The sequence below is a fragment of the Mycobacterium sp. 2-64 genome, from assembly GCF_035918375.1.
Lineage (GTDB): Bacteria > Actinomycetota > Actinomycetes > Mycobacteriales > Mycobacteriaceae > Mycobacterium > Mycobacterium intracellulare.
The window spans coordinates 1,764,892-1,791,222 of sequence record NZ_CP142361.1; the positions used below are offsets into that span (position 1 = coordinate 1,764,892).

Below are 26,331 nucleotides of genomic sequence, written 5' to 3' on the forward strand. Positions count from 1 at the left end.
GCTCATGGCGTGCTCCTGGGTCGGAAGTAGAAGTGCCGACCAGGCTTCCCGGCTCACCGCGCATTGACGCTACCAAACCTGCGCGTGTGGCTGCGTAGACTGACGGGATGCTGGAACAGATCCGCGGGCCCGCTGATCTGCAGCACCTTTCTGCGCATCAGCTCCGCGAATTGGCCGCCGAGATTCGCGAGTTCCTGATTCACAAGGTCGCTGCCACCGGGGGACACCTCGGGCCCAATCTCGGCGTGGTCGAACTGACCCTCGCGCTGCATCGGGTGTTCGACTCGCCGCACGATCCGATCATCTTCGACACCGGCCATCAGGCCTACGTCCACAAGATGCTGACGGGACGTTCCCACGAGTTCCAAACCCTGCGCAAAAAGGGTGGGCTGTCCGGGTATCCGTCGCGCGCCGAGAGCGAGCACGACTGGGTGGAGTCCAGCCATGCCAGCGCCGCGCTGTCCTACGCCGACGGGTTGGCCAAGGCCTTCGAGCTGAGCGGGCACCGCAACCGGCACGTGGTCGCGGTGGTCGGCGACGGGGCGCTGACCGGTGGCATGTGCTGGGAGGCGCTGAACAACATCGCCGCGTCGGGCCGCCCGGTGATCATCGTCGTCAACGACAACGGGCGCAGCTACGCCCCGACGATCGGCGGCGTGGCCGACCATCTCGCCACGCTGCGGCTGCAACCGGTCTACGAGCAGGCCCTGGAAAGGGGCCGCGACGCGCTGCGGGCGCTGCCGCTGGTCGGCCGGCTCGCCTACCGGGTGATGCACAGCGTCAAGGCCGGCATCAAGGACTCGTTGTCACCGCAGCTGCTGTTCACCGACCTGGGGCTGAAGTACGTGGGCCCCGTCGACGGCCACGACGAACGCGCGGTGGAGGCCGCGCTGCGCCACGCCCGCGGCTTCGGGCGCCCGGTGATCGTGCACGTGGTGACCCGCAAGGGGATGGGCTACGCGCCCGCCGAGGACGACGAAGCCGAGCAGATGCATTCCTGCGGGGTGATCGATCCCCTTACCGGCCAGGCGACCAGCGTCCCCGGCCCGGGCTGGACGGCGACCTTCTCCGATGCGCTCATCGGCTACGCCCGCAAGCGCCGCGACATCGTCGCCATCACCGCGGCCATGCCCGGCCCCACCGGGCTGACGCCGTTCGGGCAGCAGTTTCCCGATCGCCTGTTCGACGTCGGCATCGCCGAGCAGCACGCCATGACGTCGGCGGCCGGCCTGGCCATGGGCGGGATGCACCCGGTGGTGGCCATCTATTCGACGTTCCTCAACCGCGCCTTCGACCAGATCATGATGGACGTGGCGCTGCACCGGCTGCCCGTCACCATGGTGCTGGACCGGGCCGGGATCACCGGATCCGACGGCGCCAGCCACAACGGCATGTGGGACCTGTCGATGCTGGGCATCGTGCCCGGCATGCGGGCGGCCGCCCCCCGCGACGCCACCCGGTTGCGCGAGGAACTCGGTGAGGCGCTCGAGGTCGACGACGGGCCGACGGCGCTGCGCTTCCCCAAAGGTGATGTGGGCGAGGACATCCCGGCGATCGAGCGCCGTGGTTCCGGCATCTCGGGTGTCGACGTGCTCGCGGTCCCGGCCGGCGGATGCAACCACGACGTGCTGCTGGTGGGCGTCGGCGCGTTCGCGCGGATGGCGCTGGCGGTGGCCAAGCGACTGCAGGATCAGGGGATCGGCGTCACGGTCATCGACCCGCGCTGGGTGCTGCCGGTCTCGGACAACCTGCTCGACCTGGCGGCGCGGCACAAACTGGTCGTCACCTGCGAGGACAACGGGGTCAACGGCGGCGTGGGCTCGGCGGTGTCGGCCGCCCTGCGCCGCGCCGAGATCGACGTTCCGTGCCGCGACGTCGGGCTGCCGCAGCGGTTCTACGAGCACGCCTCCCGGGGCGAGCTGCTGGCGGACCTGGCCCTGACGGATCAGGACGTGGCACGCCGCATCACCGGGTGGGTCGCCGCCCTGGGCAGCAGCGAGGCGGAAGCCGAGATCCGGGAGCACCTCGACTAACCGGCGCTTTCGGTGCCTTCCGCCTGCAGCGCCCGGGCCAGCACGGGATCCACCAACTCCCGCTGCCAGGGCCGGGCCTGCCCGGCCCGCAGAAACGCCTCGACGGCCTCGAACGGATCCGGCGCGGCCTCCCAGTCCCAGCACAGCCGTCGCACCAGGTCCGGCGAGACCAGGTTCTCGGTGGGGACGTGCACCCGCTCGGACACCTCCGACAGCGCCGCCCGCGCGGCCTCGAGCCGCGCGGCGGCCTCCGGTTTGCGCCGGCTCCACCGCGCGGGGGGCGGCGGCCCGTTCGGCGGTTCGGCGTCCACGGGCGGATTCTTGTTCTGGCGCGCGGCCTCCAGCGCCGCCAGCCACGTCGCGGCGCTGCGGCGTTGATTGCGCCCCCCGAACACGGGCAGGGCGACCAGTTCCTCGACGGTCGTCGGGTTGGCCAGCGCGGCGTCGATGATGGCCGAGTCCGGAAGGATGCGCCGCGGCGCGATGTCGCGGCGCTGCGCGATCTGGTCGCGCGTCAACCACAATTCGCGCACCGCGGCCAGGCCGCGCTTGTCGCGCACCCGATGGATTCCCGACGTTCGTCGCCACCGGTCCCGTCGCGCCGCGGCACCCGGATCTTTCGAACCCGTGTCCCGCAGGTAGTCGAATTCCTGTGCGGCCCAATCGGTTTTGCCCTGCCCGGCGAGGACCTCCGCGATCGCCGCGCGCAGCTCGATGAGCAGTTCCACGTCCAGCGCGGCGTAGTTGAGCCATTCGGCGGGCAGGGGGCGCTTGGACCAGTCCGCCGCGCCGTGGCCCTTGGCCAGCCCGAAACCCAGCAGCCGCTCGACCATGGTGGCCAGGTTCACGCGCTCGAACCCGGCCAGGCGGCCCGCGAGCTCGGTGTCATACAGCGCGGGCGGCCGCATGCCCACCTCCGCCAAACAGGGCAGGTCCTGATCGGCCGAGTGCAGGATCCATTCGTCGGTGCCCAGCACCTCGGCCACCGGCCGCAGCGCCTCCAGCGGGTCGCGGCCGTGGCTCACCGGGTCGATCAGCACGGTGCCGGAGCCCGCCCGGCGGATCTGGATCAGGTAGGCCCGGTTGGAGTAGCGGAAACCCGACGCCCGCTCGGCGTCCACCGCGAACGGCCCGCGCCCACGGTCCAGGCGCTCTGCCGCGGCCTCGATTTCGTACACGCTCACCGAGATGGGCGGGACGCCTTCGGTCGGGCGTGGAAGTGGGGTGGGGGCGGGTTCGGTGCCGCCGGGCGCGCTGCTGCCCGGCCCGTCGGGCGACGGTTCGCCCATGCTAGGCGCGTGACCGCGAGCTCAGGTCGGTGACTCCGGCGGGCGGCAGGCCCGCGGCGTGCTCCAGCACCTCGCAGAACGCCTCGACGTGCGCGCCGACCGCGGGCGACGTGGCGGTCCAGGACGCCCGCAGCTCGAGCTGGTGGGCGCGCGGCGGCCCCGAGATGTCGCCGTAGCGCACCGAGGTGGTGGCGGTGACGGTGCCGCCCAGCGCGACGACGTGTTCCATGCGTGACTCCAGTGCCTCGACCAGCCAGCTCCACGCTACTTCGGGCAGCAGGGGATCGACGGCCTCGCTGGGGTCGAGGTCGGCCTGGATGTAGGCGACCATGCGGATGGTGCCGTCCCACGCGTCGGCCCCTTCGGGGTCGTACAGCAGGATCAGCCGGCCGAAGGCGTCGCCGTCGGACCGTTCGGGGATGATCTCGCGGTCGGGATGCTTGACCTCGGCGCCCAGCGCGTAGCTGTGGGGAGCGAGGCGTTGCGGCGGCCGGATCGGACCCAGCTCGATCTCCGGCCGCACGGCCACGGCGTTCATCGCCGCCACCGCCTCGCGGAAGGGGGCCGGTTCGGATGAGGTCACTTGGCACCGCTCCTCTTCATCCCGACCGCTCTGTATCGTCACGGCAGGGGTCACAGGGATCGACGGTAGACCCATCGGCTGACACGCTGCGACAGGCGCGCCGGGTTTCAAACCCGCCGCGACCAACCCGTTACCAGCCCTCCACCAAACGTATATGTCCTGCTCAGGTGGCAGATCCGCCGGTAAACCGGGCGGGGCGCTTCTCGCGGTGGGCGGCCAGGCCTTCCTGCACGTCGGGGCCGCTGAAGCTGAGGAATTCCAGGCCCACCGAGGTCTCGAAGGTGGGGCCCATCATGCGGTACCAGTGGTTGAGGCTGCGCTTGGTCCACTGGATGGCGTTCTGCGCGCCCTGCGCCAGGTTCTCGGCGATCCGGGTGGCGGTGGACAGGACGTCATCGTCGTCGACGCAGGTGGAGACCAGGCCGATCCGCTCGGCCTCCTCGCCGAGCAGGGTTTCGCAGGTCAGCAGGTAGTACTTGGCCTTGGCCATGCCGACCAGCAGCGGCCAGCAGATCGCGGCGTGGTCGCCGGCGGCCACGCCGAGCTTCGTGTGCCCGTCGATCAGCTTCGCGGTCCGGCCCGCCACCGAGATGTCGGCCAGCAGCGCCACCACCAGGCCCGCACCCACCGCCGGCCCCCGGATCGCCGACACGACCGGGGTGTCGCAGTTGATCATGTTGTGCACCAGGTCGCGGGCTTCGCGCATGATGCGGATCCGGCCCTCGTACTCGCCGATGGTCTCGGCGATCAGGTCGAAGCTGCCGCCGGAGGAAAAGGCCTTGCCCTCGCCGCGGACCAGGACGACGCGCACGGCCGGGTCGCGATCGATCACCGGCCAGATGTCGGCGAGGTCGCGATGCATCTGCGGGCCCACCGAATTCAGCCCCGGGGAGTCGAGAACCAGCGTCAGCACGCCGTTCTCACCGAGCTCGCACCGCAGGCTGGGGAACTCGTCGTAATTGGCTGGGGGCTGGCTGACCGGCATCCGGGCTCCTGACGTTCAAACGGTTGCGGTCGCGATAGTACGCAGCGGGGTTTGGCGTTCTGCGGTCATGGCAGCATTGAGGCCGATGAACAGGCCCACGCACACCAGTGCGGACACTCGCCGCGACCTTCCCGAGTCGCCGTATCTGGCCGCGGCGGGCGGCCGAAAGCCCCGCCGGATCCCGGTGTGGTTCATGCGGCAGGCCGGCCGGTCGCTGCCCGAATACCGGGCGCTGCGGGCCCACCACGACATGCTGTCGGCGTGTTTCGACGCCGAGCTGGTCTGCGAGATCACCCTGCAACCGGTGCGCCGGCACGACGTCGACGCGGCGATCCTGTTCTCCGACATCGTGGTGCCGCTGCTCGGCGCCGGCATCGACCTGGACATCGTCGCCGGGGTCGGACCGGTGATCGAGTCGCCGGTGCGCACCGCGGCCGACGTCGCCGCGATCAAACCGCTTGAGCGGCAACGGGTTCAACCGATTTCCAACGCCGTGTCGCTGCTGGTGTCCGCGCTCGGCGATGTTCCGCTGATCGGTTTCGCCGGCGCGCCGTTCACCCTGGCGTCCTACCTGATCGAGGGCGGGCCCAGCCGCCACCACGCGCGCACGAAGGCGATGATGCTGGCCGATCCCGACAGCTGGCATGCGTTGATGGAGAAGCTGACCGACATCACCGTCGGCTTCTTGCGGGTGCAACTGGATGCCGGGGTGGACGCGATCCAGGTGTTCGACTCGTGGGCCGGGACGCTGTCGTTGGCCAACTACCGCGCCTACGTGCAGCCGCACAGCGCCCGGATCTTCGCCGCCCTGGCCGAGTACGGCGTGCCGATGACGCACTTCGGCGTCGGCACGGCCGAACTGCTGGGCGCGATGTCGGAGGTCGGCGCGACGGTGGTGGGCGTGGATTGGCGAACCTCGCTCGCCGACGCGGCGGCCCGGGTGGAGCCCGGCACGGCGCTGCAGGGCAACCTCGATCCGGTGGTCCTGCTGGCGGGCTGGCCGGTGGTCGAACGCGCGGCGCGCGCCGTCGTCGACGACGGTCGGCGCGCGGTCGACGCCGGCGCCGCCGGTCACGTCTTCAACCTCGGCCACGGCGTGCTGCCCGAGACCGACCCCGCAGTGCTGACCGACCTGGTGTCGCTGGTCCATTCGCTATGACGTCCCGCTCATATTGCGTTGTCGGGGGCGGAATTTCGGGGCTGACGGCGGCCTACCGGCTGCGCATGTCCCTCGGCGACGACGCGGCCATCACGCTGTTCGACCCGGGGGAGCGGCTCGGCGGGATCCTGCGCACGGAGCTGGTCGGCGGGGCGCCGATGGATCTGGGCGCCGAGGCGTTCGTGCTGCGCCGACCCGAGCTGCCGGCGCTGCTGGACGAGCTGAATCTGACTGGGCACCAACTGGTTTCGACCGGTGCTCGCCCGCTGATCTACAGCGGGCAACGGCTGCGCCCGCTCCCCACCGGCACGATCGTGGGCATCCCGTCGTCGGCGGCGTCGGTGGCCGGATTGGTCGACGAGGCGACCGTCGCCCGCATCGACGCCGAACCCTCCCGCCCGTTGGAGTGGGTCGCCGGCAGCGATCCCGCGGTGGCCGACCTGGTGGGCGACCGGTTCGGCGACCAGGTGGTCGCGCGGTCGGTGGACCCGCTGCTGAGCGGGGTCTACGCGGGCTCGGCGGCCACCATCGGCCTGCGTGCGGCCGCCCCGACCGTGGCCGCGGCGCTGGACCGTGGCGCCGCCAGCCTGACCGACGCCGTCGGGCGGGTCGTGCCGCCGGCCACCGGCGCGCCGGTGTTCGGCGCGCTCGACGGCGGGTACCGGGTGCTGGTCGAGGAGCTCGCCGCGCGCGCCCGGCCGCGCTGGGTGCGCGCCGCCGCGTCGCGGCTCGAGCGCGCCGACGCGGGCTGGGCGGTGTTCGACGACACCGGCGCCCGCTGGGGCGCCGACGCGGTGATCCTGGCCGTGCCCGTGCACGAATCGTGCCGCCTGCTCGGCGGCATCGCGCCCCGCAGCGTCGCCGCGGCCGGGCGCATCGCGAGCGCATCGTCGGTGGTGCTGGCGCTGGCCGTGCCGGCTGACACCGCGTTCCCCGACTGCTCGGGCGTGCTGGTGGCCACCGGGGAGCGGTTGCGGGCCAAGGCCATCACGCTGTCGTCCCGCAAGTGGGGCGCCCGGGCCGACGTGCAGCTGTTGCGGTTGTCGTTCGGGCGGTTCGGCGACCACGTGGCGGCCAGCACCTCCGACGACGAGCTGCTGGCCTGGGCGCTGGGGGATGTGGCCGCCGTGTTCGGGCTCGACATCGACCCCGTCGACGTCCGGGTGCAGCGCTGGATCGACGCCATGCCGCAGTACGGCCCCGGCCATGCCGACCTGGTCGCCGAGGTGCGCGCCGGACTGCCGCCGACGCTCGCGGTGGCGGGGAGCTACCTCGACGGCATCGGCGTGCCCGCCTGCGTCGGCGCGGCCGGGCGTGCGGCCGAGGATGTGATCAGGGCCATCGGAGGTCCGGACGCGCAAGTGGCACGATAGGTTTCATGGCCAAGCTCGACTACGACTCGCTCAACTCCCAGATTCGCTACCTGATGTTCTCGGTTTTCTCGGTGGAGCCGGGTGAGCTGGGCGAGGAGCGCGACGACGTCATCGACGAGGCGTCGACGTTCCTCAAGCAACAGGAGGAGCGCGGCGTCGTGGTGCGCGGCCTCTACGACGTGGCGGGCATGCGGGCCGACGCGGACTTCATGATCTGGACGCACGCCGAACGCGTCGAGGCGCTGCAGGCCACCTACGCCGATTTCCGCCGCACCACCGCGCTGGGACGGGCCAGCTCGCCCGTGTGGAGCAGCGTCGCCCTGCATCGGCCGGCCGAGTTCAACAAGAGCCACATCCCGGCGTTCCTGGCCGGCGAGGAGCCCGGCAACTACATCTGCGTGTATCCCTTTGTGCGGTCCTATGAGTGGTATCTGCTGCCCGACGAGGAACGCCGCCGCATGCTCGCCGAGCACGGCATGGCCGCCCGCGAATACAAGGATGTCCGCGCCAACACGGTCCCGGCGTTCGCGCTCGGCGACTACGAGTGGATCCTGGCGTTCGAGGCTCCCGAGCTGCACCGCATCGTCGACCTGATGCGCGAACTGCGCGCCACCGACGCCCGCCGGCACACCCGCGAGGAGACGCCGTTCTTCACCGGCCCCCGGGTGGCCGTCGAGCAGTTGGTGAAAGCCCTGCCATGACAGCGCCGTTCGATCCGACCGACCCCACCCGTTTCGAGCAGATGTACCGTGACGACCGGACGTCGCACGGCCTGCCCACCGCCACGCCGTGGGACATCGGCGGCCCGCAACCGGTGGTCCAGCAGCTCGTGGCGTTGGGCGCGATCAAAGGCGAGGTGCTCGATCCGGGCACCGGCCCCGGCCACCACGCCATCTACTACGCCTCGAAGGGCTATTCGGCGACCGGCATCGACGGCTCGCCCGGCGCCATCGAGCGCGCCCGGGCGAACGCCGAAAAAGCCGGGGTGTCAGTCAATTTCGAGGTGGCCGACACCACAAAGCTGGACGGGTTCGACGGCCACTTCGACACCGTGGTCGACTGCGCTTTCTATCACACGTTCAGCACCGAGCCCGAGCTGCGACGGTCCTACGCCGAGGCGCTGCGGCGCGCCACCAGGCCGGGCGCGCGGCTGTACATGTTCGAGTTCGGCGAACACAACATCAACGGCTTCAAGATGCTGCGGTCGTTGTCCGAGAGCGACTTTCGCGACGTGCTGCCCGACGCCGGGTGGGACATCACCTATCTGGGCACGACCACCTACCAGGTCAACATCAGCGCCGAGTCCATCGAGTTGATGGCCGCGCGCAACCCCGACATGGCCGACGAGGCGGCGAAGTTGCTGGAACGGTTCCGCGCCATGGAACCCTGGCTCGACGGCAGCCGGGTGTACGCGCCGTTCTGGGAAGTGCACGCCACGCGCGCCGACTGAGGGCCTGGGCGTCACACCCGTCGCGTCTGTCACTGGGGAAGGGAAGGGGGCTTTTGCCCACCTCCCAGCGACAACGTGTTTGCCCTGGTCACACCCGTTAACGACGTTGTCGCTGGGAGGTGGGCACAACGCATGCCCCCCGGATTCTTGTGACTGCTGGGACTCAAGCCCCCGACGGCACCAGTCGCAGGCAGACCGAGTTGATGCAGTACCGCTGGTCGGTCGGCGTCGGATAGCCCTCACCAGCGAACACGTGGCCCAGGTGGCTGTGGCAGTTCGCGCACAGCACCTCGGTGCGCGTCGTCCCCATCGAATGGTCGGGCCGCAGGATCACCGCATCGGATTTCGCCGGGTCGAAGAACGACGGCCAGCCGCAGTGCGACTCGAATTTCTCTGTGCTGCGGAACAATTCGGCACCGCAGGCACGGCACTGGTACACGCCTTCGGTCTTGGTGTCGGTGTATTCACCCGTGAAGGGTCGCTCGGTGCCGGCTTGGCGCAGCACGTGAAACTCTTCCGGGGTGAGCTTCTGGCGCCACTCGTCGTCGGTCAGCTGCAGCTTCGGACGCGATACGTCGGGGGAGGTCATGCATCCACGGTAGCGCGCTGCCGCTCGGTCATCAGCCACGCCGGATCGATCCCGTCATCCAGCCGGTTCTCAGCCTTGGCATCGAGGTACCGGAAGTACAGCACGGTGAACACCACGATCAGCAGCAGCGACCAGCCGTAGGTGATCTTGAGGTACTCCAGCGCCCGGCCCCAGCGCATCCAGTTGAACAGCAGCCAGCGGTCCAGGGTCATGAAGCCGTAGATCCCCAGCCACGCCGGCCAGTTGCGGATCAACGAGTTGGGCAGCACGACCGTCATCAAAAACGGGAACAGCATCATCGAGTAGTAGCCCTGGGCCAGCGACGACACCAGGAACGACCACAGCAGCAGCACACCCGCGGAGTTGGTCAACCAGAACCGCGGGTCCCGGGTGCGGTAGTGGCGGTACAACAGCCACAGGGCCCCAATGGCCAACAGCGTGAACAGGATTCGCAGGAACACGATCAGCCAGGTGGGCAGGCCGAAGTACACGCCGTTGCCCTCGATCGAGCTGTTGAAATAGTCGCGGGTGCCCAAAAAGTAGGGCACCGTGCGGGTCACGAAGTCCATCGGATCACTGACCAACGGCCACGCGGCGGCGTTGACGACGACGGGAATCACGAAGGCCGGCACCAGCGCTCGCCACTGGCGGTTCAGCACCGGCAGCAACAGCAACGGCAACAGCACCGGTTTGAGCGTCAGCGTCAGGCCGATCGCCACGCCGGCCCACCATTGCCGGCCGATCCGGCCGTCGAGCAGCCACCGCAAGAACAGCATCTCGGCGAGCAGCACGCAGCCGTTGATGTTGGTGAACACCAGCGTGTTGGTCACCGTCTCGGTGCAGAACATGGCCAGCAGCAGCGCGGGCGCGGCCACCGAGGACAGCGTGTAGTTGAACATCCGCAGCAGCAGATACCACGCGGCCAGGATGGCCACGGTGTTGATCAGGATGAACAGGTAGCGCGACGGATACTCGGGCAGGTACCCGAACGGTGCCATCAGCAGCGTGCCGCCGGGCGGATACAGGTAGTGCGGGTCGACGTAGTCGAAGTGCTCGTTGTAGATGTCCCAGCCGCGCCGGAAGTTCACCACCGCCCGGTAGACGGGTTTGAAGTCGTCGGTGATGTTGCCGTTGGTGGTGATGACGATGCTGCGGTGCAGCACCGAGAGGATGGCGATCGGCCACAGCGCGGACCGCAAGATGCTCGCCACGCTCGGCGCGCCGGTGCGGGGACGAAAGGCGGTCAGGAGCCGCTCGCGCGAGCCGGTTCGGATCGATTCAGCTGCCGTCACCAGCGCACCGTACACCGGCGCGCCGGCGCCGCTGAAGGCAGCATCAGGCCGGGCAGTAGGTGTCGGTGTTGGGCAATTTGCCGCTGCTGAGGTAGCCGTTCAGCGGCGCAACCGCGCAGCCCGAATAGATGCTGGCGCCGTGCCCGATGCCCTGCCACATCACCCGCTTGCTGGCCGCGTTGGCGTTGATGATGCTGGCCGCGGTCGCCGCGACCCCGTCGGTCCCCACGATCGGGTCGTTCTGCACGCCGAGCAGCAGCACGTCGACCTTCAGGGTCTTCGGGGAGGGCGGCGGGGAACCGGTGGGCCAGTGCACGCACTTGACCATGTTGAGCGCGGCGACGGTACCGAATTGGGGGTAGAGCTTGCCCCAGGCGACGAACAGCTCACGCACCCGGTCCGGGGTCGGGCGATTGACGGCGTCACTGCAGACATTGACGAACTGGCCGTCGGAGTCCTGCACGGTGTTGGCGTGGTTGATCAGGTTGTTCAGCCCGTTGGTGTCACCGGAGCGGGCGGCCGCGAGCGCGTTGGCCAGGTCGGTTGTGGCGTTGACGCGACCGCCGGACGGGAAGCCCAGCGCGACGGTGATGGCGTTGGCGACCTGTGCCACCGACGCGCCGCCGGGGCCCCTGCCGGCGCGGGCGTCGGCCAGCAGGGCGCTGACGGCGCCCTTGGGGTCGGGACCGAGCGCGCAGTTCACCGCGATGCACTGGGCGGCGAAGGCGTCGAGCGCGGCCTGCTGCCCCTTGACCTGTTGCTCGGCGGCGGCTTCGGCGTTGGTGCCCAACGCGACCGGTGAGTCGAGGACGAGGCGGGCGACCTTGTCGGGCCGCGATCCGGCGTAGGCCAGCGCCACCTGGGCGCCGTTGCCGATGCCGATCAGCGCCAGGGCGGGCACGTCCCAGGTGCTGCGCAACCGCTCGATGTCGGAGGCGGCGTGCGCGTCGTCGTAGGCGGAGGCACCAGGCGCGATGGCGTCGGTGCAGTTGGTGGTCGCGGTGTTGGCGACCTCGGACAGGTTGGCCACCGGGTCGTCGCCGGTCTGGAACTGCGACTGGTCGCGCATCTCCTGGCGGTCGAACTTGTCCCGGCAGTCGATGGGGCTCGACATGCCGATGCCGCGACGGTCGACGGCGACGATCGGGTGGGCGGCGAGCACGTCGGCGCCGGCGCGGGACAGCCAGACCGGCAGCTGCGCCGACGACGGCAGATCCGAGCCGGTGGTGAAGACCAGCGGCCCGGCGTCGTGGGGCGTCTTGTTCGTGCGGGCGCGCACCACGCCGATGCTCAGGCTGCCGCCCCCGCCGTTGACCGGGTCCAGGTCGGAGTCGTAGGTGGCGCAGTCGAGCTGCACACCCGCGGCGGCGGGAACCGCCGCGTCGGCGAACACCCGCGAGGTGCAGTCGTGCCACGCCAGGTCGTTCTTGGGCGCGGCGATCGGGGGCGGGCCGGTGGGCGCCGGCTTGGAGGTCGCCGCTCCCTGCGGCCGCGCACCGGAATTCGTGGCGAAGCGCGGGTTGGCGGCCAGGCCCGGGACGCAGCCGGCCAGCAGCGCGGTCACCGCAACGAGGATCGTGGCGCACGTGTACGGCCGACTCATGCCGACCACAGTAGCTAGGCCCTGACGTAGCGGGTGTAAAGGTAGCCGGCGTCGTCGGTCAGGACGTGGGCGCACCGCATCCCGGTGAGCAGCTGGCCCGGGCCGGCCGCGATGCGTCGCGCCTGGCCCCCGACGATGTAGGGCGCGATCGTCAGGCACAGCTCGTCGAGCATGTCGCGGTCGATCAGCGAGCCCAGCAGCATCGGGCCGCCCTCGGTGAGGATGCGGCGCAGCCCGCGCGCGCCCAGGGCCGCCAGCAGGGCGGCCTCGTCGACCTTCTCGGGATCGCCGGCGGAGCAGTCGACGACCTCGCACACGCCGCTGAGCAGCCGTCGCGTCTGGGCGGTCGCCGCGGCGCAGGTGAGCACCAGCGGGGGCACCTCGGTGCGGGTGAACACGGCCATGTCCCGGTTGAGGTGGCCCGATTTGGTCACGATCGCCAGGGGCGGGACCTCGCTTTGTCCGCGGGCCTGCCGGTGCTGACGCTGGGCGGCGCTCAGCTGCGCCCCGGAGTAGCCCTCGATCCGCACGGTGCCCGCGCCGACCACGATGACGTCGGCGAGCTCACGCAGCAGGTTGAAGATGAACCGGTCGCCCGGCCCGCCCATCGCCCCGCTGCTGCCGCCCGAGGTGGCGCCGCCGTCGACGCTGGTGATGAAGTTCGCCCGCACCCAGGTCGCGTCCTGCTCGGGATAGCCGTAGAGCCGGGGGAGTTCGCCGTCCTCGAGGTCGCGCACCGAGCCCAGCAGCGACAGCGGCGTCTCGGGCATGGGTCTGATTGCAGCACGCCGCTACAGTTCCTGCATGCACGGGTCCACCTCCGCGGGCGTTTCGGGCGCCGTCGCGCGCCTGGTGGATCGGCATCCGACCGTCTCGCCGGAGCGCCTGATCGCCCAATTGAGGCCGCCCCCGACGTTCGCCGACGTGAGCTTTGCGACGTACCAGCCCGATCCGGCCGAGCCGACGCAGGCCGCCGCGGTGCTGGCATGCCAGGACTTCTGCCGGCAGGCCACGCAGCGCCGCGCGGGCCGCCGAAAGTTGTTGGGACGACGGCAGGTTCTGCCCGGTGTCGGGCTGTACCTCGACGGCGGGTTCGGGGTGGGCAAGACGCACCTACTGGCGTCGGCCTACTACGAACTGCCCGGTGACGGGCCGGGCGGGTCGAAGGGCGGGACGCCGGATGGGCCGCCCCCCAAGGCTTTCGCGACCTTCGGGGAGCTCACCCAGCTCGCCGGGGTGTTCGGCTTCGCCGAATGCGTCGACCTGCTGGGCACCTACACGGCGGTCTGCATCGACGAGTTCGAGCTCGACGACCCGGGCAACACCACGCTGATCGCGCGGCTGCTCTCGTCGCTGGTCGAGCGCGGGGTGTCGGTGGCCGCCACCTCCAACACACTGCCCGAGCAGCTCGGCGAGGGCCGCTTCGCGGCGCAGGATTTCCTGCGTGAGATCAACACGCTGGCAAGCATTTTCACCACCGTGCGCATCGAGGGGCCCGACTACCGGCACCGCGGCCTGCCGCCGGCCCCGCAGCCGCTGTCCGACGAACAGGTGGCGGCGCGCGCCGCGCGCGTCGACGGGGCCACGCTCGACGACTTCGACGCGCTGTGCGCGCACCTGGCCACCATGCACCCGTCGCGGTACCTGACGTTGATCGAGGGCGTGCGCGCGGTGTTCGTGACCGGCGTGCACGGGATCGACGACCAGAACGTCGCGCTGCGGCTGGTTTCGCTTACCGACCGGCTCTACGACGCCGGAATTCCCGTGGTGGCGTCGGGCGCCAAACTGGACACCATCTTCAGCGAGGAGATGCTGGCCGGCGGATACCGAAAGAAGTACTTACGGGCCACATCCCGGCTGCTGGCGTTGACGGCGGCGGCTAGCCCAGCTCGCGAACCATGACATAGTCGTGCTCGAGGCCGGCGCCGAGACGAAACGTCCTGGTGCCGCTGATCCTGAAGCCGCTCTTGGCGTAAAAGCGTTGCGCGCGTTGGTTTGCCTGGTTGACCCCCAGCCACACGCGCCGCGCGCGCCACTCGCCGGCGGTGGCCAGCGCGCGGTCCATCAGGGCCGTCGACACCCCGCCGCCGTGGTACGCGGGCAGCACGTAGATCTTGGACAGCTCGGCGGCGCCGGGCTCGCGAATCAGCATGGCGTAGCCGATGATTCGGCCGTCGTGCGCCGCGGTGAGGACGGCGCGGTGCGGATCGGCGAGGTAGTCCGCGAAGCGTTCGGCCGACAGGTTGGCGGCCACGAAGGCCGCGATGTTCTCCGGGGCCGCCGTGGGCGGGCACGCGAGCGGAAAGGTAAGGGCCGCAACGGCGGCCAGCTCGGCGGCAGCACCGGAATCCGCCGCCGCGACGTGGACGGTTCGGATCAAAGATTCCACTGGGCGAGGTGATAGCCCGTCTTCTTGTCCAGCAGGACGACGGTGGAGACGGGGTCGCGGTAGGCGTCCCAATACACCTCACCGCGCACGATCGCCCCGTTGGGCGCGTTGACGATCACGTTGTCCAGCGCGTCGGGCGCATCGGAGGCCCGCGGCTTGTAGGCGTCGGCGTTCGGGGTCACCCCGTTGAAACTGAAGATGGTCGCCATGATGTACGGATTGGGCACGCGGATCGCGCGAATCGTCACGTCGGCGCGCTCGACGGTGCTGCCGGGGAAGCCCTTGTAGGTGCCCTCGCGCGTGTAGCCGAAGCCGGGCGGCGGGTCGCAGGGCGCCACGCCGCTGACGGTCACGTCCGCGATGAACGTGCCGTTGTCCACGCGCAGCGTGTCCCCGATGTGGCCGATCGGCGCGTCGCCGGCGCCCGCGGGCGGCGCCGGAACGACGGCGGTCGCGCTCGCCGCGGCAACCAGCGCGGCCGACACCGATACCAGCCAGCGGCGCATCTTCGCCATGTCTTGCCTCCTTGGCACCGTTGCGGGGACCCTCGCATGATCGCACACGCGGTGGCGCCCGAGGCAGGGGTCGGCCGCAGCCGTCAGGCGTCACCGCCGCCGTCCGGGGCAACGGATTTCCCGCCACCGAGCGAGTCCAGCGCCGCGATCAGATCGGCCTCGACCCGGTCCTTGTCGACGCCGCACCGGTGCAGCGGCCCCGGGGTGGAGGAGGCGGCCTCCAGTTCGAGCAACGCCAGCAGCTGGTGTTCGGTGCCGACGTAGTTGTGGCCGAGCCGAAGGGCCTCGCGCACGGTCAATTCGAGGGCCTTGCGCGCCGGCCCGCTGAACGGGATGAGTTCGGGTGGTTGGTCTTCCACGCGCAGCGCGGCGATCGACGCGGCCGCGGCGTCGCGTAGCGCCTCGGTGTCGATCTTTTGCAGGCGCAGCAACACCGTGGCGAGCGCGGCCGCATCGGCGAGCACCCCGATCAGCAGGTGGTCGGGGGTGATCTCGCCGTTGCCGGCCTCGTGCGCGGCGTTCTGGGCCGCCACCACCGCGCCGCGCGCCCGCGGGGTGAACCGCGCGAAGCCTTGCTCGGGGTCCAGGGTGGTGGCCTCGGCGCGAGGGACGAATCGTTTCTGGGCGGCTTGTTTGGTGACGCCCATGCTCTTGCCGATGTCGGTCCACGACGCTCCGGACCGGCGGGCCTGGTCCACGAAATGGCCGATCAGGTGGTCGGCGATCTCGCCCAGGTGCTCGGCGGCCAGTACGGCGTCGGTCAGCTGGTCCAGCACGTCGGGGTGGGTGGTCTTGATCGCGGTGATCAACTCGTCGAGGCGGATCGGATACGCGATGCGGATGGGCTCGGACATGTCGTCAACGCTAGGTTGACGGATGCCGAGTGTCAACCGCGAGTTGACGAAGCCTGTCGCTAGCGGGTGCGGGTGGGCGACATCTCTGGGAGAATCACTGAGCCATGAAGCTCATGCTCGCCCTGTCCGGCCTGGCCGTCACGATCGGCCTCGCGGTGCCGGCGCACGCCGACCCCGTTGACGGCGTCGACGGCACCGACGAAGCGTTCATCGCGTCACTGCGCGCGGCCGGCATCACCTTCGCCGATTCCGACAAGGCGGTGGGCGCGGGCAAATGGGTGTGCGACACGGTCGGCCAGGGCACGCAGATGCCCGACGTGGTCAAGACGCTGCTGTCCAAGAACTCCGCGCTGAGCGAGGGCAAGGCCAATCAGTTCGCGGCCATCGCCGCGAGCACGTACTGCCCGGGCGCGATCACCTCCACCACGAACACCCCGTAACGGCGCCGAGGTGCCGATTGTCGCCGGGTTTGAAACAATCATGGCGTTATGCGATTTCTCCTCGGGCTCTGCAGTGCCGCCGCCGCGCTCGGCCTGGCCGTCCCGGCCCACGCGGACGTCGACAACGATCAGGATTTCCTCAAGGACCTGCGCGACGCCGGCATCACCTACCAGGACGCCGGCAACGCGATCACCATCGGCAAGTCGGTGTGTGAGCTGCTCGACGACGGCCAGTCGGACGCCAAGATCGTGACGGACCTGCGCAACCAGAACCCGGCATTCCAGGGCGCCAGCGCGGCCAAGTTCACGTTCCTCTCGGCCGCCCACTACTGCCCGAAGTACATCACCGGCGAGGACCGCGGGCCCAAGCCCGATGGCGCCGCCGGCAACTGAGCCGACCGGTCAGGCCGCGCGCGCCGTCCACGTGAAGCTCTGCATCTCCGGGATCCGCGGCGCCAGGGCCGCGGCGACGCTGCGACCGATCTGATCGGACGCGCCCAGCGACGTGTCCGCGTTCAGGAACCCTTCCACTTCCACGCGCAGGGTCCGCCCGGTCCATCGGGCCCGGGCGTGCGCGTGCGTCACGCCGGGCACCGAGGCGGCGACGGCCTCGGCGGTGGTGATGATGTCGGGGTCGACGCCGTCGAGCAGGCGATGCGCGATGTCGGCGGTGACCTCCCAGCCGACGTGGCAGATGAATCCGGTGACGACGATTCCGGCGACCGCGTCGGCCCAGCCCCAGCCGAGTGCCACGCCGATCAGCCCCAGCACCGCCCCGGCCGACGACAACGCGTCGAGCCAGGAGTGCTTGGCGTCGGCCACCATGGTGGCCGACCGAATTCGCTTGCCTACCACCAGTTTGTAGCGGGCCACCAGCTGGTTGCCCGCGACGCCCACGACGGCCGCGGCGATGCCCCAGCCCACGTAGCCGGTGCCGCCGTGACGGAGCAACTTGGTGACGCTCTCGAAACCGGCGACCACGGCGCTGCCCCAGATCACCAGGGCCACCCCGATGCCGGCGAGGTCCTCGGCGCGTTCGTAGCCATAGGGGTACCGCTCGGTGGGGACCTTGCGCGAGGCGCGGAAGCCGACGAACACCAGGGCGCTGGTGGAGACGTCGGACAGGTTGTGCAGCGCATCGCCGAGCAGCGCCACCGAACCGGACAACAGCGCGATGACCAGTTCCACCAGGCCGGTCAGCGCCAGCCCGGCCGCGCTGACGGCGACCGCACGGTTGGCCTGCCGGCGCTCGCCGGCGTCGTCGGCCGCGGTGTCGAGGGGAAAGCCTGCCGCCGGGTCACGGACCCCGTTGATCGCATGCATACCGTCAGCATGCCCCATGCGGCGGCGGCCCCCAAGGGTTTACGGCAGACGACGGCCGCGCCCTACTTGTCCTGCTCCGGCTTGGACGGTTGATCACGCCACGGGCGGACGGTCTTCGGCAGGAGCATGAACGCCACGGGCACGCGCACCAGCGCGTCGCGGGCGGAGACCTCGAGGAACACGATCTCCATCTCGAGGCTGTTCAGGGGCCGCGTTTCCATCATGAAGCGTGTCCGCAAGTAGCGGGGGGTCCGCAGCCACTCGACCAAACTCATGAAGGCGACTGTACGCCACTAGCGGAAATACCTGATGGACACCGTGTTTCGGAACTCTGTCCGTCAGCTCATGCCGATGCGAATGTTCTTCACCTGCAGAAAGTCATACAGGCCCTCCACGCCGCCGGTGCGGCCGAACCCGCTCTGTTTGTATCCGCCGTAGGGGCCTTGGGGCGCGATGTCGCTGTGCCTGTTCACCCACACCGAACCCGCTTCCAGCCGGCGCGCCACCCGATGCGCCCGCTCCAGGTCGGAGGTGGCCACGAATGCGTTGAGGCCGTAGCGCGAATCGTTGGCGATCCTGACCGCCTCGTCCTCGTCGCCGAACGGCATGACGGAAGCCACCGGCCCGAATGTCTCGGTTTGCGCCAGCGCCGAGCGGTTGTCGACGTTCGCGAAGATCGTCGGCTCGATGAAATAGCCGGACGCGAGTTCACCTCCCAGCCGGCGCCCGCCGGTGATCAGGTCACCGGCCTTCTCGCTGACCGCCTGGTCGATGACACCGAGGACGCGCTCGGCTGCGGCCTCGCTGACGACGGGCCCGAGCATGACGTCGGGCTGCAGCGGATCCCCGACCTTCGCGGCCCGCACGGTCGCCACGAGCTTCTCCACGAACGCCGTGTACACCGACGCATGGACGAGGATCCGCGAGGCGCAGGCGCAACTTTGGCCGGCCTGGGTGATGGGCCCCTGGTGGGCCGCGATGACGGCGGCCATGTCGAGGTCGGCGTCGGCGAACACGAGATACGCCGACTTGCCGCCCAATTCGGCCGTCACGGGTGTGAGGTTGTGCGATGCGGCCTGCAGCACCTTCTGCGCGGTCGCCTGTCCGCCGGTGAAGTGGATCTTGCGGACCCCAGGGTGACGCACCAGCGCGTCGCCGCCCTTCGGGCCGGCCGGCAGCACGTTCACCAACCCCGGCGGCAGGCCCGCTTCCAGGCAGAGTTCGCCAAAGCGCAAGGGCGCCAACGACGCAACCTCCGAGGGTTTGAGGATGACGGCGTTCCCCGCCGCCAGCGCGGGGGCCACGGCCGCGCCGACCACGACCAGCGGCCCGTTCCACGGGGCCAGGACGCCGACGACGCCGTACGGTTCGCGCTCGACGATGTTGACGTCGAACGCGCCGGCGACGGGAGTGCTTGCGCCGTGCGACTTGTCGACGTAGCCGGCGTAGTAGCGCAGGAACCGCTCCGTCAGTACGGAGTTGCCGGCGACCGCGATCGGGACGCCGTAGTCGTGCACGTTGAGCTCGCTCAGCTCGGCGAAGTGGTCGCGCACCACGTCGGCCAGCGCGAACAACAGGTCGCGGCGGCGATCGACGGGGTAGGACATCCATTCCCGGTGCGCGTCCCACGCGCTGTCGACGGCCCGATCGACCTCGCTTCGGCCGGCCAGGGGTATGGACGCGTTGGGCAGGCCGGTGCCCGGGTAGACGTGGCGGTAGGTTCCGCCGGATGCCGCGGTAATGCGTTCTCCGCCAATGAGTAACGCACCCGAGAGCGTCGGTGACGACGCGGTTGCCGTCATGGCAGTGTCCTCCGTTGTCGTGTCAGCCGACGGGCGCGGGATCGGCCCGATTTTCGGCCGTCACCCGCTGCTTCTGCTCCGCGATCACCTGGTTGAGGTAGTCGGCCTTGGCGCAGCCGTAGTACGCCGCGAACTGCAGCGCCAATTCGTCCATCTCCTCGAACGAGACGTCGCCGCTCTTCAGCGCCGCGTACACGTGGGAGATGATCGGGATTTCGGCGTCCTGGAAGGCGACGCAGGCCACCGTGATGAGGCGGCGTTCCTTCATGCCCAAGCCGGGCCGCAGCCACATCTCGCCGAAGACGAAGTTCAGAATGCCCGCGCCCGAGTAGGGGTTGTCGCGCATCGGCGCGAACGGCAGGCAGTTGATCTCCTTGAACGATGCTTCGCCGCCCTGCAGCCGCTGCTCGGGGTCGCTGGCGGTGACCAGCGGCAGCAACGGTTCCGGGGGAGGGGGCGCCTCGCCGCGTTCCTCGGCGATCCTGGCCCACTCCTGGTCCACGGCGATGTTGAACCGCGAGGCCTTCGGCCAGCCGGCGTAGACGGCGAAATGCAGGACCGTTTCCCGCATTTCGGTGATGGTGAGGTCACCGCTGTTCAACGCCGCATAGACGTGCTGCTCGAGCGGGGCCTGCGCGTCGGCGGCCGCGACGCAGGCCAGCGTCACGAACCGTCGATCGCGGCGGCTGAGCCCGGGCCGCGACCACACCTCGCCGAAGACGAAGTCGATCAGCCCTGCGGTGAAGGGTCCCCGATCGCCGGGCGGGTCGACCGTCATCACCTCGGCGAAGGTGCGCGCCCCCCGTTCATGTCGCGCACCGTCGTCCGTCAAAGCACTATCTGATGGTGACACCGGCGTCCACTTTCAGTTCAAGCCCCGTGACATAACGGGATTCATCGGAGAGGAGGTAGAGCACCGCGTTGCTCACATCGGCCGCCTCGATCAGCGGCGCGGGCAGCGCGTTGAGGAAGATGGGCACCAGGTCGGGCCGCTGCTCGGCGATCAACGTGTGCATCGTCGGGGGCGCCATGCCGGTCGCCACGCCGGTGGGGTGCACGGTGTTGACCCGAATGTTCTGTGCGGCAAGCTCGTTGGCCAGCGCGAGCGTCATCCCCACGATGCCGTGCTTGGACGCCGTGTAGGGCACATGCAGCGGGGTCCCCTTGATGCCGGCCGAGGAACTGATGTTGACCAGGCTCCCGCCGCCGCGCGCGACGAGGTGGGGCAGCGCGGCCGCGCAGGTGTTCCAGGCCCCGATGAGGTTGACATCGACGACCAGCCGCCACTGCTCGGCGGTGGTGGTGTCCCAGGTGCCGACGGTGAGCACGCCGGCGTTGGCGACCGCGCCGTCGAGCCCGCCGAGTTCGCCGGCGGCCGCGTCGACCGCCGCTTTCATGGCGGCCTCGTCGCGCACGTCGACGACCTCGGTGATCGCCCGGCGGCCGTGTTTCTCGACCAGGTTCGCGGTCTCGTTCAGGTCGTCCTCGGTGGCCAGTGGGTATTCCAAACCCGCTGGAGTGGAACAGATGTCGATTAGGACGCAGTCGGCGCCCTCCTCGGCCAGCCGCACCGCGTGCGAGCGTCCCATGCCGCGCGCGGCCCCGGTGATCAGGATCCGTTTGCCGGCGACCCGGCCCGTTGCGTCGTTCGTTGTCACGGGTTATCAGACCTTGTTGCAGAAGCCGGCATCGACGGGGAAGGTCACGCCCGTCACGTACTTCGCCTCGTCGGAGACCAGGTAGGCGATGGCGGCGCTGACGTCTTCGGGTTCCAGCATGCCGACGGGCATCGGGTTTTGCAGATGGGGGCCGGCGCCGGGATTCTTCTCCAGGAAGTCGGTCATGTCATCATTGGTCGCCATCATGGTGTTGACCGCGGTCGGGTGCACGGTGTTCACCCGAATGTTCAGCGGCGCAAGCGCATTGGCGAGCGTACGCATCAGGCCGACGATGCCGTGTTTGGACGCCGCGTAGCCCAGGCCGCCGCCTTGCAGGCCGCCGAAACCTTTGATGCCCGCCGTCGAGCTGGTGAAGATGATCACCCCGCCGCGATTGCCGGACAGCAGGTGCGGAACGGCCGCCCACGCCGTGTGGTAGGCGCCGTCGAGGTTGACGCCGGTGACCGCGCGCCACTGCGCCAGTTCCTCCTCAATGCTCAACTCGCGGAACGCCAATGGCGCGATCCCGGCGTTGGCCAACACGATGTCGAGGCGGCCGAAGTGCTCGACGCCGCTATCCATCGCGGTCTTGACCTGCTCGAAGTCGCGCACATCGGCGACGGTGCCCAGCATCTTTCCGCCGGCCTCTTCGACGAGGGCGACGGTCTCGTCCAGTTCCTGCCGGGAGGCCATCGGATATCCGTTGGCGGGGATGTCGGCGCAGATGTCGATCCCGATGATGTTGGCGCCCTCACGGGCGAGCCGCACCGCGTGGCTGCGGCCCTGGCCGCGCGCCACCCCGGTGATGAAGGCGACTTTGCCATCTAACGAACCCACGGCGCGTTTCCTCTTTTCTTGGTCATCGGCCCAGATCAGGCCGGAGTAACGCCGTTACTCACGTGCGCACAGTAACATGGTTACTGTGAAGACGACAGGGTCCCGAGTACAGACCGTGGACAGCGCGTCCGGGCCCCGGGTCGATCCGATCCTGGACATCGTGGTCGAAATGCTCGACACCGAGGGCTACGAGGCCGTGCAGCTGCGCGAGGTGGCGCGACGGGCCCGCGTTTCGTTGGCGACCATCTACAAGCGGTATCCGACGCGCGACGAGCTCATCGTCGCCGCGCTGGAAGGCTGGATGGACGCCAACCGCTACGCGCGATTGCCGTCGCTGATCGAGGACCTACCCGGCGATTCGATCTATGTGGACCTGATGCACGTGATGAGGACCATCTTCGAGCCGTGGGAAAGCCACCCGTTGATGCTGCGCTCCTACTTCCAGGCGCGATCGGGGCCCGGGGGAAAACGCCTCATCCAGCGCGGTGTCGATGCCGTCGTCCCTGTCGCCAAAGCCATTCTGGCCCAAGCCGATCCGGGGTTCGCCAAAGACCTCGAGCTCATCCTGCCCGGCGTCGTGTACGGGTTTCTCACGCGATTCGCTCAGGGCGAGATCGACGTCACCGAGATCGTGCCCGGCATCGAGCGCACGGTGTTCTGGCTGACCGCGGCGCAGGGCTGAGCGGGATTCTGCGCTCTCACAGGATCGGGGGTGGTATCAGCCACCCCATCGACGGATCGACGTCGTCTTTGTATTCCGGGCAGTAGCTGGCCACCGAAAGGCCGATGAAGTATCCGGATTGCTTCGCCGACATCGGCGTTTGCTTGGTCAGTTTGATCGCCAGCATAGATACGTTCGGGTTCGTTTCGATGCTGCTGCACACCGCATGGGCCGTCGCGATCGCATCGTCGTCGTCGAACATCGTGATCCCGCCCCTGTCGAGGCCGGCGAGAAACGCATCGTCGGCGTCGTCATCGGCCGCCGCCGGTGCCGCGCCGGCCAGCGCGCCCGTGGCCAGCGCAATCGCGCAGGCGGCCGACCACGTGGCAAAACCGGCCTTCAGATGAGCCATGGCCTCCCCTCTATGCGCGGGCCAATCGGCGGCAAGTCAAGGACGACTTACGTGAACGATAGCCGAAATCGCGGTGTCCATCTCGGCATCGCGCGAGGCGTCGTCCCGGATTTCACGACGAGCAGTGGGAGGCCTTGATTCGTCCGTTGGGGGCGCCCAGCTTGGCCAGGGCGTCCGCATCGGATGCCGTTGTGTCCGGGCCGGATCCGCCCTGGAACCGGCCGGAACGGTCGAACGCCACCGATGCGCAGCCGTTGCGCGTGCCGGCCACGACTTCGCACACGTCGCCGGCCTCGGCGGTGCAGTGGGCGAGCGCGATCTGGTTTGCCTGGTCCTGGCTGCCCCCGGTGCCCCACCCGGCGGCGCGTCCGCTCCCGACGGACACCGCCAGGGCGACGAAGTCGTCGTCGGCCGCGGCCGCCGGCGCCGAGATGAGCGCGCAACCGAACGCGACGACGACGGCAATGATTGACCGCACCGGCCGACTCCTTCGCAACGCTCAGGACAGGAATCTAGCGCCGCGGTCGGCGTGCGCGCGGGAAAACGGGCCGCGGTGTCTCGCGGCTACGCGGTGTCCTCCGGGTCTTCGGCCAAGTAGGTGACCTCATACCAGCGCTTCCGGGATTCGGCGTCGAACGGCTCGCTCGCGGTCGCGCGCTCCAGTCGCACGTCCGTCAGATGCGGATTGTCAACGCGGATATAGTCTTCGAGCTCGGCGTGCAGCGCCTCGCCATCCAGGCTGACATCCGCGAGCGCCCTGCCGTCGTACCTCGTCCAACTCACGGGTGACATCTTGCTCCGGTCGCGGCCCGGACTTTCGTTGGCCCTTCGCGAGCCGACCCGTTTCTCCTATACTCGACGTACCTTTGGAGGTGCGATGGCTACAAGCTGGGACACGCTGGATCGCTACGTCGTCATTTCGACGGATACCCACGCCGGGGCGGATCTTTACGACTACAAACCGTATCTGCCGGCCAGTCTGCACGAGGAGTTCGATGCGTGGGCCAAGGCCTACGCCAGCCCGTTCGACGATCTGATCGTCGCCACAGCCAACCGGAACTGGGACCACGAGCTTCGGATCGCCGAGATGGACGCCGACGGGGTGGCCGCCGAGGTCCTGCTGCCCAACACCGTTCCGCCGTTCTTCCCGACGACCCCCAACATCACCATCAGCTTGCCGCGCACGCGTGAGGAGTTCGAGCAACGTTGGGCTGGCGTGCAGGCCCACAACCGGTGGCAGGTCGACTTCTGTTCGCTGGCGCCCGCCCGGCGGCGCGGGCTGATCCAGATCTTTCCCAACGATGTCGAGTTGGCGCTGGAGGAGATCCGCTGGGGCGCGGAGCAGGATTGCTTTGGCGGCGTGCTCATTCCGCCGGTGTCGCCCGGCGATTCGCAGGTGGCCCCGCTGTTTCACACCCGCTACGAACCACTTTGGGCGCTGTGCGCGGAATTGGACCTCACGGTGGTGCAGCACGCGGGCGCCGGCAGCCCCGAGATGCCGATGGACCAGCCGGCCTCCAACGCGGTGTTGATCACCGAAATGGCGTTGTGGGCCCAGCGGACCCTGGGTCACCTGATCCTGGCCGGGGTGTTCGAGCGCTACCCGACGCTGCGCTTCGTGCCGACCGAGCAGGGCACGCTCTGGGTGCCCGGGCAGCTCGCCGTCCTCGACGCCATGGTGCCGACCATGAAGTCGGACGCGGGCAACCGCACCTATGGAATGTTCGGCGGATCGTCGGTCGACGAGCTGTCCCTGACTCCGAGCGAATACGTCCAGCGGAACTGCTATTTGGCCACCGAGCTGATGCCGTACGACTCCTCGATGATCGACTTCATGGGGCCCGATCACATCATGTGGGGCAGCGACTATCCCCACGAGGAGGGCTTTGCGCCCCACTCCACGTTGGCCATTCGTTGGGCCCTGCACGACAGGCCGGAGGACGTCTGCCGAAAGATCTTGGGCGGCAACGCCGGTCGCCTGTACCGATTCGATCTAGAAGCGCTGGCGCCGATCGCCGGCAAGATCGGGCCCACCGTCGCCGAGGTGCGGACTCCCCTCGAGGACACGGGATATCGCGCCCCGGCCGCCTTCGGCTACCGACCATTCGAAGGGGGCCTGGCCCTCAAGCGGCTGGCTCCGCAGCGGCACTAACCGGATTCGTCGCTCAGGGCGGCGCTCAGCCGGCGGGTCGCCGAAGCGAGTTGCGCCCCAAGGCCGGTGACCGCCGCGCCGCTCATCGGCTCGGCGCTGGGGACCAGGCTGAGCATCAGGGCGATGCGCGACCCGGGGCCCAGGATCGGGGAGTCGATGTGGCTCACCTCGTAGGTGCGGTCCGCGTCGAGGTCGATCGGGAACCACTCCTCCTGGTGGATCAGCTCGTCGGTCAATTCCTGCGCCAGCCGGCTCAGTCGGGTGGACCGCACCTCGGCACTGCGCACGATCAGGGCCAGTTCCTGCAGGCGCAGATCGGGCAAAAGATGCAGGCCGACCGCGTACCTACGCCGCCGGGCATTGGTGATGGCCTCGCGGTAGCGATCGCGCACGTCGTCCGGCAGCGCGGCCAGCCAGCGCTCCCGGACCTCGGGACCGGCCCAGGCAACGGTCGACGCCCCGTACGGCGGACGGTGCGGGAACTGGGTGCCGATCGGCATCGGGTGACCGCCGCCGCGACGGCTCCGGACCTGATCGACGACGGTGGAGTAGTCCTCGCTCACCGAGAAGGCCACGCAGTGCGCGCCCGTCGCGGCCGACAGCTCGGCCATCGCGGAGCGGGCCAACACCAGCGCCGGGTAGCGGCCCGCGGCCTCGCGGCCGAGCCGGACCAGAGCGGGACCGAGGTGGTAGGTCTTGCGCACCGGGTCGCGCAGCAGCCAGCCGGCCCGCAGTAGCTCGGACAACATCGAGTGGCAGCTGGCCTTGTGCACGCTCAAGTGGCGCGACACCTCGGCCAATGTCATCCCGCGGCTCCCGTCGCCCGCCAGCTGCTCGAACAGGTTCACCACCCGTTCGGTCTGCGGGGAGGGGCGCGGGGCCATGGCCCCAATGGTCGCATAATGCGACTGCTTGCGGTGATATAAGCGACC

Annotated in this window: 29 protein-coding genes and 1 pseudogene; 10 read left to right on the forward strand and 20 right to left on the reverse strand. The window is 69.5% G+C overall.

What is annotated here, in order from left to right; genetic code table 11:
* Positions 1-107: 107 nt before the first annotated feature.
* A complete protein-coding gene (gene dxs, locus QGN31_RS08625) occupies positions 108-2,033 on the forward strand; it encodes a 1-deoxy-D-xylulose-5-phosphate synthase (RefSeq protein WP_008258517.1) in 1,926 nt (641 codons plus the stop codon).
* On the opposite strand, the gene QGN31_RS08630 is transcribed toward dxs, so the two are convergent.
* From QGN31_RS08630 to QGN31_RS08640, 3 genes and pseudogenes are all read right to left on the reverse strand, one after another.
* The gene (locus tag QGN31_RS08630) at positions 2,030-3,322 is read right to left on the reverse strand and encodes a ribonuclease D (RefSeq protein WP_008258516.1); all 1,293 of its coding nucleotides are present in this window, start codon (positions 3,320-3,322) and stop codon (positions 2,030-2,032) included. The two genes, dxs and QGN31_RS08630, sit on opposite strands and share 4 nt — an antisense overlap.
* 1 nt (position 3,323) lies before the next feature.
* Positions 3,324-3,990: pseudogene (locus tag QGN31_RS08635) on the reverse strand (DUF3000 domain-containing protein).
* A gap of 78 nt (positions 3,991-4,068) precedes the next feature.
* Positions 4,069-4,890 (reverse strand): enoyl-CoA hydratase/isomerase family protein, encoded by an 822-nt coding sequence (locus QGN31_RS08640; protein ID WP_008258514.1) that lies wholly within the window; start codon positions 4,888-4,890, stop codon positions 4,069-4,071.
* Between the two features lie 85 nt (positions 4,891-4,975).
* Here QGN31_RS08640 and hemE point away from each other — a divergent pair, with 85 nt between their 5' ends.
* Genes hemE through QGN31_RS08660 form a run of 4 tightly spaced genes read left to right on the forward strand, consistent with a single transcriptional unit; the run spans position 4,976 to position 8,872 of the window.
* Positions 4,976-6,049 carry a uroporphyrinogen decarboxylase gene (gene hemE / locus QGN31_RS08645; protein ID WP_014942553.1) on the forward strand — a complete coding sequence of 358 codons (1,074 nt, stop codon included), beginning with the start codon at positions 4,976-4,978 and terminating at the stop codon, positions 6,047-6,049.
* Positions 6,046-7,422, forward strand: coding sequence for a protoporphyrinogen oxidase (locus QGN31_RS08650; protein ID WP_008258512.1), 1,377 nt, complete (start codon positions 6,046-6,048; stop codon positions 7,420-7,422). Before hemE ends, QGN31_RS08650 begins: the two co-directional genes overlap by 4 nt.
* A 5-nt stretch (positions 7,423-7,427) precedes the next feature.
* Positions 7,428-8,123, forward strand: coding sequence for a hydrogen peroxide-dependent heme synthase (gene hemQ / locus QGN31_RS08655; RefSeq protein WP_008258510.1), 696 nt, complete (start codon positions 7,428-7,430; stop codon positions 8,121-8,123).
* Complete coding sequence (locus QGN31_RS08660) at positions 8,120-8,872, forward strand: class I SAM-dependent methyltransferase (RefSeq protein ID WP_014942552.1); 753 nt, start codon at positions 8,120-8,122, stop codon at positions 8,870-8,872. Before hemQ ends, QGN31_RS08660 begins: the two co-directional genes overlap by 4 nt.
* Before the next feature lie 163 nt (positions 8,873-9,035).
* Here the strand turns inward: QGN31_RS08660 and msrB are convergent, their stop codons facing one another.
* Genes msrB through QGN31_RS08680 form a run of 4 tightly spaced genes read right to left on the reverse strand, consistent with a single transcriptional unit; the run spans position 9,036 to position 13,126 of the window.
* A complete protein-coding gene (gene msrB, locus QGN31_RS08665) occupies positions 9,036-9,461 on the reverse strand; it encodes a peptide-methionine (R)-S-oxide reductase MsrB (RefSeq protein ID WP_008258507.1) in 426 nt (141 codons plus the stop codon).
* Positions 9,458-10,768 carry an arabinofuranan 3-O-arabinosyltransferase gene (gene aftC / locus QGN31_RS08670; protein ID WP_008258505.1) on the reverse strand — a complete coding sequence of 437 codons (1,311 nt, stop codon included), beginning with the start codon at positions 10,766-10,768 and terminating at the stop codon, positions 9,458-9,460. Before aftC ends, msrB begins: the two co-directional genes overlap by 4 nt.
* Before the next feature lie 28 nt (positions 10,769-10,796).
* On the reverse strand, positions 10,797-12,356 hold the full coding sequence (locus tag QGN31_RS08675; protein ID WP_008258500.1) for an alpha/beta hydrolase: 1,560 nt from the start codon (positions 12,354-12,356) through the stop codon (positions 10,797-10,799).
* Between the two features lie 14 nt (positions 12,357-12,370).
* Positions 12,371-13,126 carry a pyrimidine reductase family protein gene (locus tag QGN31_RS08680; protein WP_008258498.1) on the reverse strand — a complete coding sequence of 252 codons (756 nt, stop codon included), beginning with the start codon at positions 13,124-13,126 and terminating at the stop codon, positions 12,371-12,373.
* Here QGN31_RS08680 and zapE point away from each other — a divergent pair.
* The gene (zapE, locus tag QGN31_RS08685) at positions 13,125-14,258 is read left to right on the forward strand and encodes a cell division protein ZapE (protein ID WP_014942551.1); all 1,134 of its coding nucleotides are present in this window, start codon (positions 13,125-13,127) and stop codon (positions 14,256-14,258) included. The two genes, QGN31_RS08680 and zapE, sit on opposite strands and share 2 nt — an antisense overlap.
* Here the strand turns inward: zapE and QGN31_RS08690 are convergent.
* The 3 genes from QGN31_RS08690 to QGN31_RS08700 all read right to left on the reverse strand — a co-directional run bounded on the left by QGN31_RS08690 (position 14,236) and on the right by QGN31_RS08700 (position 16,114).
* Complete coding sequence (locus QGN31_RS08690; protein WP_014942550.1) at positions 14,236-14,745, reverse strand: GNAT family N-acetyltransferase; 510 nt, start codon at positions 14,743-14,745, stop codon at positions 14,236-14,238. The two genes, zapE and QGN31_RS08690, sit on opposite strands and share 23 nt — an antisense overlap.
* On the reverse strand, positions 14,733-15,251 hold the full coding sequence (locus tag QGN31_RS08695) for a DUF1942 domain-containing protein (RefSeq protein WP_179960103.1): 519 nt from the start codon (positions 15,249-15,251) through the stop codon (positions 14,733-14,735). Before QGN31_RS08695 ends, QGN31_RS08690 begins: the two co-directional genes overlap by 13 nt.
* Positions 15,252-15,343: 92 nt before the next feature.
* The gene (locus QGN31_RS08700; protein ID WP_014385366.1) at positions 15,344-16,114 is read right to left on the reverse strand and encodes a Clp protease N-terminal domain-containing protein; all 771 of its coding nucleotides are present in this window, start codon (positions 16,112-16,114) and stop codon (positions 15,344-15,346) included.
* A 104-nt stretch (positions 16,115-16,218) separates the two neighbouring features.
* Here QGN31_RS08700 and QGN31_RS08705 point away from each other — a divergent pair, with 104 nt between their 5' ends.
* Both QGN31_RS08705 and QGN31_RS08710 read left to right on the forward strand, forming a co-directional pair.
* Entirely contained in the window at positions 16,219-16,554 is a 336-nt protein-coding gene (locus tag QGN31_RS08705; protein ID WP_009952067.1) for a DUF732 domain-containing protein, read from the forward strand.
* A gap of 48 nt (positions 16,555-16,602) precedes the next feature.
* Positions 16,603-16,947: a DUF732 domain-containing protein gene (locus QGN31_RS08710; protein ID WP_014385365.1), complete on the forward strand. Its 345-nt coding sequence runs from the start codon at positions 16,603-16,605 to the stop codon at positions 16,945-16,947.
* A 9-nt stretch (positions 16,948-16,956) separates the two neighbouring features.
* Here QGN31_RS08710 and QGN31_RS08715 read toward each other — a convergent pair whose 3' ends face one another.
* From QGN31_RS08715 to QGN31_RS08740, 6 genes are all read right to left on the reverse strand, one after another.
* Complete coding sequence (locus tag QGN31_RS08715) at positions 16,957-17,877, reverse strand: cation diffusion facilitator family transporter (protein WP_014385364.1); 921 nt, start codon at positions 17,875-17,877, stop codon at positions 16,957-16,959.
* 62 nt (positions 17,878-17,939) lie between these two features.
* A complete protein-coding gene (locus QGN31_RS08720) occupies positions 17,940-18,152 on the reverse strand; it encodes a hypothetical protein (RefSeq protein ID WP_009952062.1) in 213 nt (70 codons plus the stop codon).
* A 63-nt stretch (positions 18,153-18,215) separates the two neighbouring features.
* Positions 18,216-19,679 carry an aldehyde dehydrogenase family protein gene (locus QGN31_RS08725; protein ID WP_014942548.1) on the reverse strand — a complete coding sequence of 488 codons (1,464 nt, stop codon included), beginning with the start codon at positions 19,677-19,679 and terminating at the stop codon, positions 18,216-18,218.
* A 22-nt stretch (positions 19,680-19,701) separates the two neighbouring features.
* Positions 19,702-20,457 carry a carboxymuconolactone decarboxylase family protein gene (locus tag QGN31_RS08730; RefSeq protein WP_263650922.1) on the reverse strand — a complete coding sequence of 252 codons (756 nt, stop codon included), beginning with the start codon at positions 20,455-20,457 and terminating at the stop codon, positions 19,702-19,704.
* Between the two features lie 58 nt (positions 20,458-20,515).
* Positions 20,516-21,337 (reverse strand): mycofactocin-coupled SDR family oxidoreductase, encoded by an 822-nt coding sequence (locus QGN31_RS08735; RefSeq protein WP_009952059.1) that lies wholly within the window; start codon positions 21,335-21,337, stop codon positions 20,516-20,518.
* Positions 21,338-21,343: 6 nt separating this feature from the next.
* Complete coding sequence (locus tag QGN31_RS08740) at positions 21,344-22,174, reverse strand: mycofactocin-coupled SDR family oxidoreductase (protein WP_008258475.1); 831 nt, start codon at positions 22,172-22,174, stop codon at positions 21,344-21,346.
* Positions 22,175-22,289: 115 nt separating this feature from the next.
* On the opposite strand from QGN31_RS08740, the gene QGN31_RS08745 reads away from it, so the two are divergent.
* Positions 22,290-22,856, forward strand: coding sequence for a TetR/AcrR family transcriptional regulator (locus QGN31_RS08745; protein ID WP_014385361.1), 567 nt, complete (start codon positions 22,290-22,292; stop codon positions 22,854-22,856).
* 16 nt (positions 22,857-22,872) lie between these two features.
* Here the strand turns inward: QGN31_RS08745 and QGN31_RS08750 are convergent, their stop codons facing one another.
* The 3 genes from QGN31_RS08750 to QGN31_RS08760 all read right to left on the reverse strand — a co-directional run bounded on the left by QGN31_RS08750 (position 22,873) and on the right by QGN31_RS08760 (position 24,030).
* The gene (locus QGN31_RS08750; RefSeq protein ID WP_009952055.1) at positions 22,873-23,247 is read right to left on the reverse strand and encodes a DUF732 domain-containing protein; all 375 of its coding nucleotides are present in this window, start codon (positions 23,245-23,247) and stop codon (positions 22,873-22,875) included.
* Positions 23,248-23,359: 112 nt separating this feature from the next.
* Complete coding sequence (locus QGN31_RS08755; protein WP_014942546.1) at positions 23,360-23,725, reverse strand: DUF4189 domain-containing protein; 366 nt, start codon at positions 23,723-23,725, stop codon at positions 23,360-23,362.
* An 86-nt stretch (positions 23,726-23,811) separates the two neighbouring features.
* Positions 23,812-24,030, reverse strand: a complete 219-nt coding sequence (locus QGN31_RS08760; RefSeq protein WP_009952053.1) for a hypothetical protein — start codon at positions 24,028-24,030, stop codon at positions 23,812-23,814.
* A 94-nt stretch (positions 24,031-24,124) separates the two neighbouring features.
* On the opposite strand from QGN31_RS08760, the gene QGN31_RS08765 reads away from it, so the two are divergent.
* The gene (locus QGN31_RS08765; RefSeq protein WP_014942545.1) at positions 24,125-25,399 is read left to right on the forward strand and encodes an amidohydrolase family protein; all 1,275 of its coding nucleotides are present in this window, start codon (positions 24,125-24,127) and stop codon (positions 25,397-25,399) included.
* On the opposite strand, the gene QGN31_RS08770 is transcribed toward QGN31_RS08765, so the two are convergent.
* Complete coding sequence (locus QGN31_RS08770) at positions 25,396-26,283, reverse strand: IclR family transcriptional regulator (protein WP_014942544.1); 888 nt, start codon at positions 26,281-26,283, stop codon at positions 25,396-25,398. The two genes, QGN31_RS08765 and QGN31_RS08770, sit on opposite strands and share 4 nt — an antisense overlap.
* Positions 26,284-26,331: the final 48 nt, after the last annotated feature.

Excerpts from the sequence above, each read along its gene's own strand:
- dxs (WP_008258517.1), top strand. The coding sequence starts at position 108 with ATGCTGGAACAGATCCGCGGGCCCGCTGATCTGCAGCACCTTTCTGCG.
- QGN31_RS08630 (WP_008258516.1), bottom strand. The coding sequence starts at position 3,322 with ATGGGCGAACCGTCGCCCGACGGGCCGGGCAGCAGCGCGCCCGGCGGC.
- QGN31_RS08640 (WP_008258514.1), bottom strand. The coding sequence starts at position 4,890 with ATGCCGGTCAGCCAGCCCCCAGCCAATTACGACGAGTTCCCCAGCCTG.
- hemE (WP_014942553.1), top strand. The coding sequence starts at position 4,976 with ATGAACAGGCCCACGCACACCAGTGCGGACACTCGCCGCGACCTTCCC.
- QGN31_RS08650 (WP_008258512.1), top strand. The coding sequence starts at position 6,046 with ATGACGTCCCGCTCATATTGCGTTGTCGGGGGCGGAATTTCGGGGCTG.
- hemQ (WP_008258510.1), top strand. The coding sequence starts at position 7,428 with ATGGCCAAGCTCGACTACGACTCGCTCAACTCCCAGATTCGCTACCTG.
- QGN31_RS08660 (WP_014942552.1), top strand. The coding sequence starts at position 8,120 with ATGACAGCGCCGTTCGATCCGACCGACCCCACCCGTTTCGAGCAGATG.
- msrB (WP_008258507.1), bottom strand. The coding sequence starts at position 9,461 with ATGACCTCCCCCGACGTATCGCGTCCGAAGCTGCAGCTGACCGACGAC.
- QGN31_RS08675 (WP_008258500.1), bottom strand. The coding sequence starts at position 12,356 with ATGAGTCGGCCGTACACGTGCGCCACGATCCTCGTTGCGGTGACCGCG.
- zapE (WP_014942551.1), top strand. The coding sequence starts at position 13,125 with ATGGGTCTGATTGCAGCACGCCGCTACAGTTCCTGCATGCACGGGTCC.
- QGN31_RS08680 (WP_008258498.1), bottom strand. The coding sequence starts at position 13,126 with ATGCCCGAGACGCCGCTGTCGCTGCTGGGCTCGGTGCGCGACCTCGAG.
- QGN31_RS08695 (WP_179960103.1), bottom strand. The coding sequence starts at position 15,251 with ATGCGCCGCTGGCTGGTATCGGTGTCGGCCGCGCTGGTTGCCGCGGCG.
- QGN31_RS08700 (WP_014385366.1), bottom strand. The coding sequence starts at position 16,114 with ATGTCCGAGCCCATCCGCATCGCGTATCCGATCCGCCTCGACGAGTTG.
- QGN31_RS08705 (WP_009952067.1), top strand. The coding sequence starts at position 16,219 with ATGAAGCTCATGCTCGCCCTGTCCGGCCTGGCCGTCACGATCGGCCTC.
- QGN31_RS08710 (WP_014385365.1), top strand. The coding sequence starts at position 16,603 with ATGCGATTTCTCCTCGGGCTCTGCAGTGCCGCCGCCGCGCTCGGCCTG.
- QGN31_RS08715 (WP_014385364.1), bottom strand. The coding sequence starts at position 17,877 with ATGCATGCGATCAACGGGGTCCGTGACCCGGCGGCAGGCTTTCCCCTC.
- QGN31_RS08720 (WP_009952062.1), bottom strand. The coding sequence starts at position 18,152 with ATGAGTTTGGTCGAGTGGCTGCGGACCCCCCGCTACTTGCGGACACGC.
- QGN31_RS08725 (WP_014942548.1), bottom strand. The coding sequence starts at position 19,679 with ATGACGGCAACCGCGTCGTCACCGACGCTCTCGGGTGCGTTACTCATT.
- QGN31_RS08730 (WP_263650922.1), bottom strand. The coding sequence starts at position 20,457 with ATGACGGTCGACCCGCCCGGCGATCGGGGACCCTTCACCGCAGGGCTG.
- QGN31_RS08750 (WP_009952055.1), bottom strand. The coding sequence starts at position 23,247 with ATGGCTCATCTGAAGGCCGGTTTTGCCACGTGGTCGGCCGCCTGCGCG.
- QGN31_RS08765 (WP_014942545.1), top strand. The coding sequence starts at position 24,125 with ATGGCTACAAGCTGGGACACGCTGGATCGCTACGTCGTCATTTCGACG.
- QGN31_RS08770 (WP_014942544.1), bottom strand. The coding sequence starts at position 26,283 with ATGGCCCCGCGCCCCTCCCCGCAGACCGAACGGGTGGTGAACCTGTTC.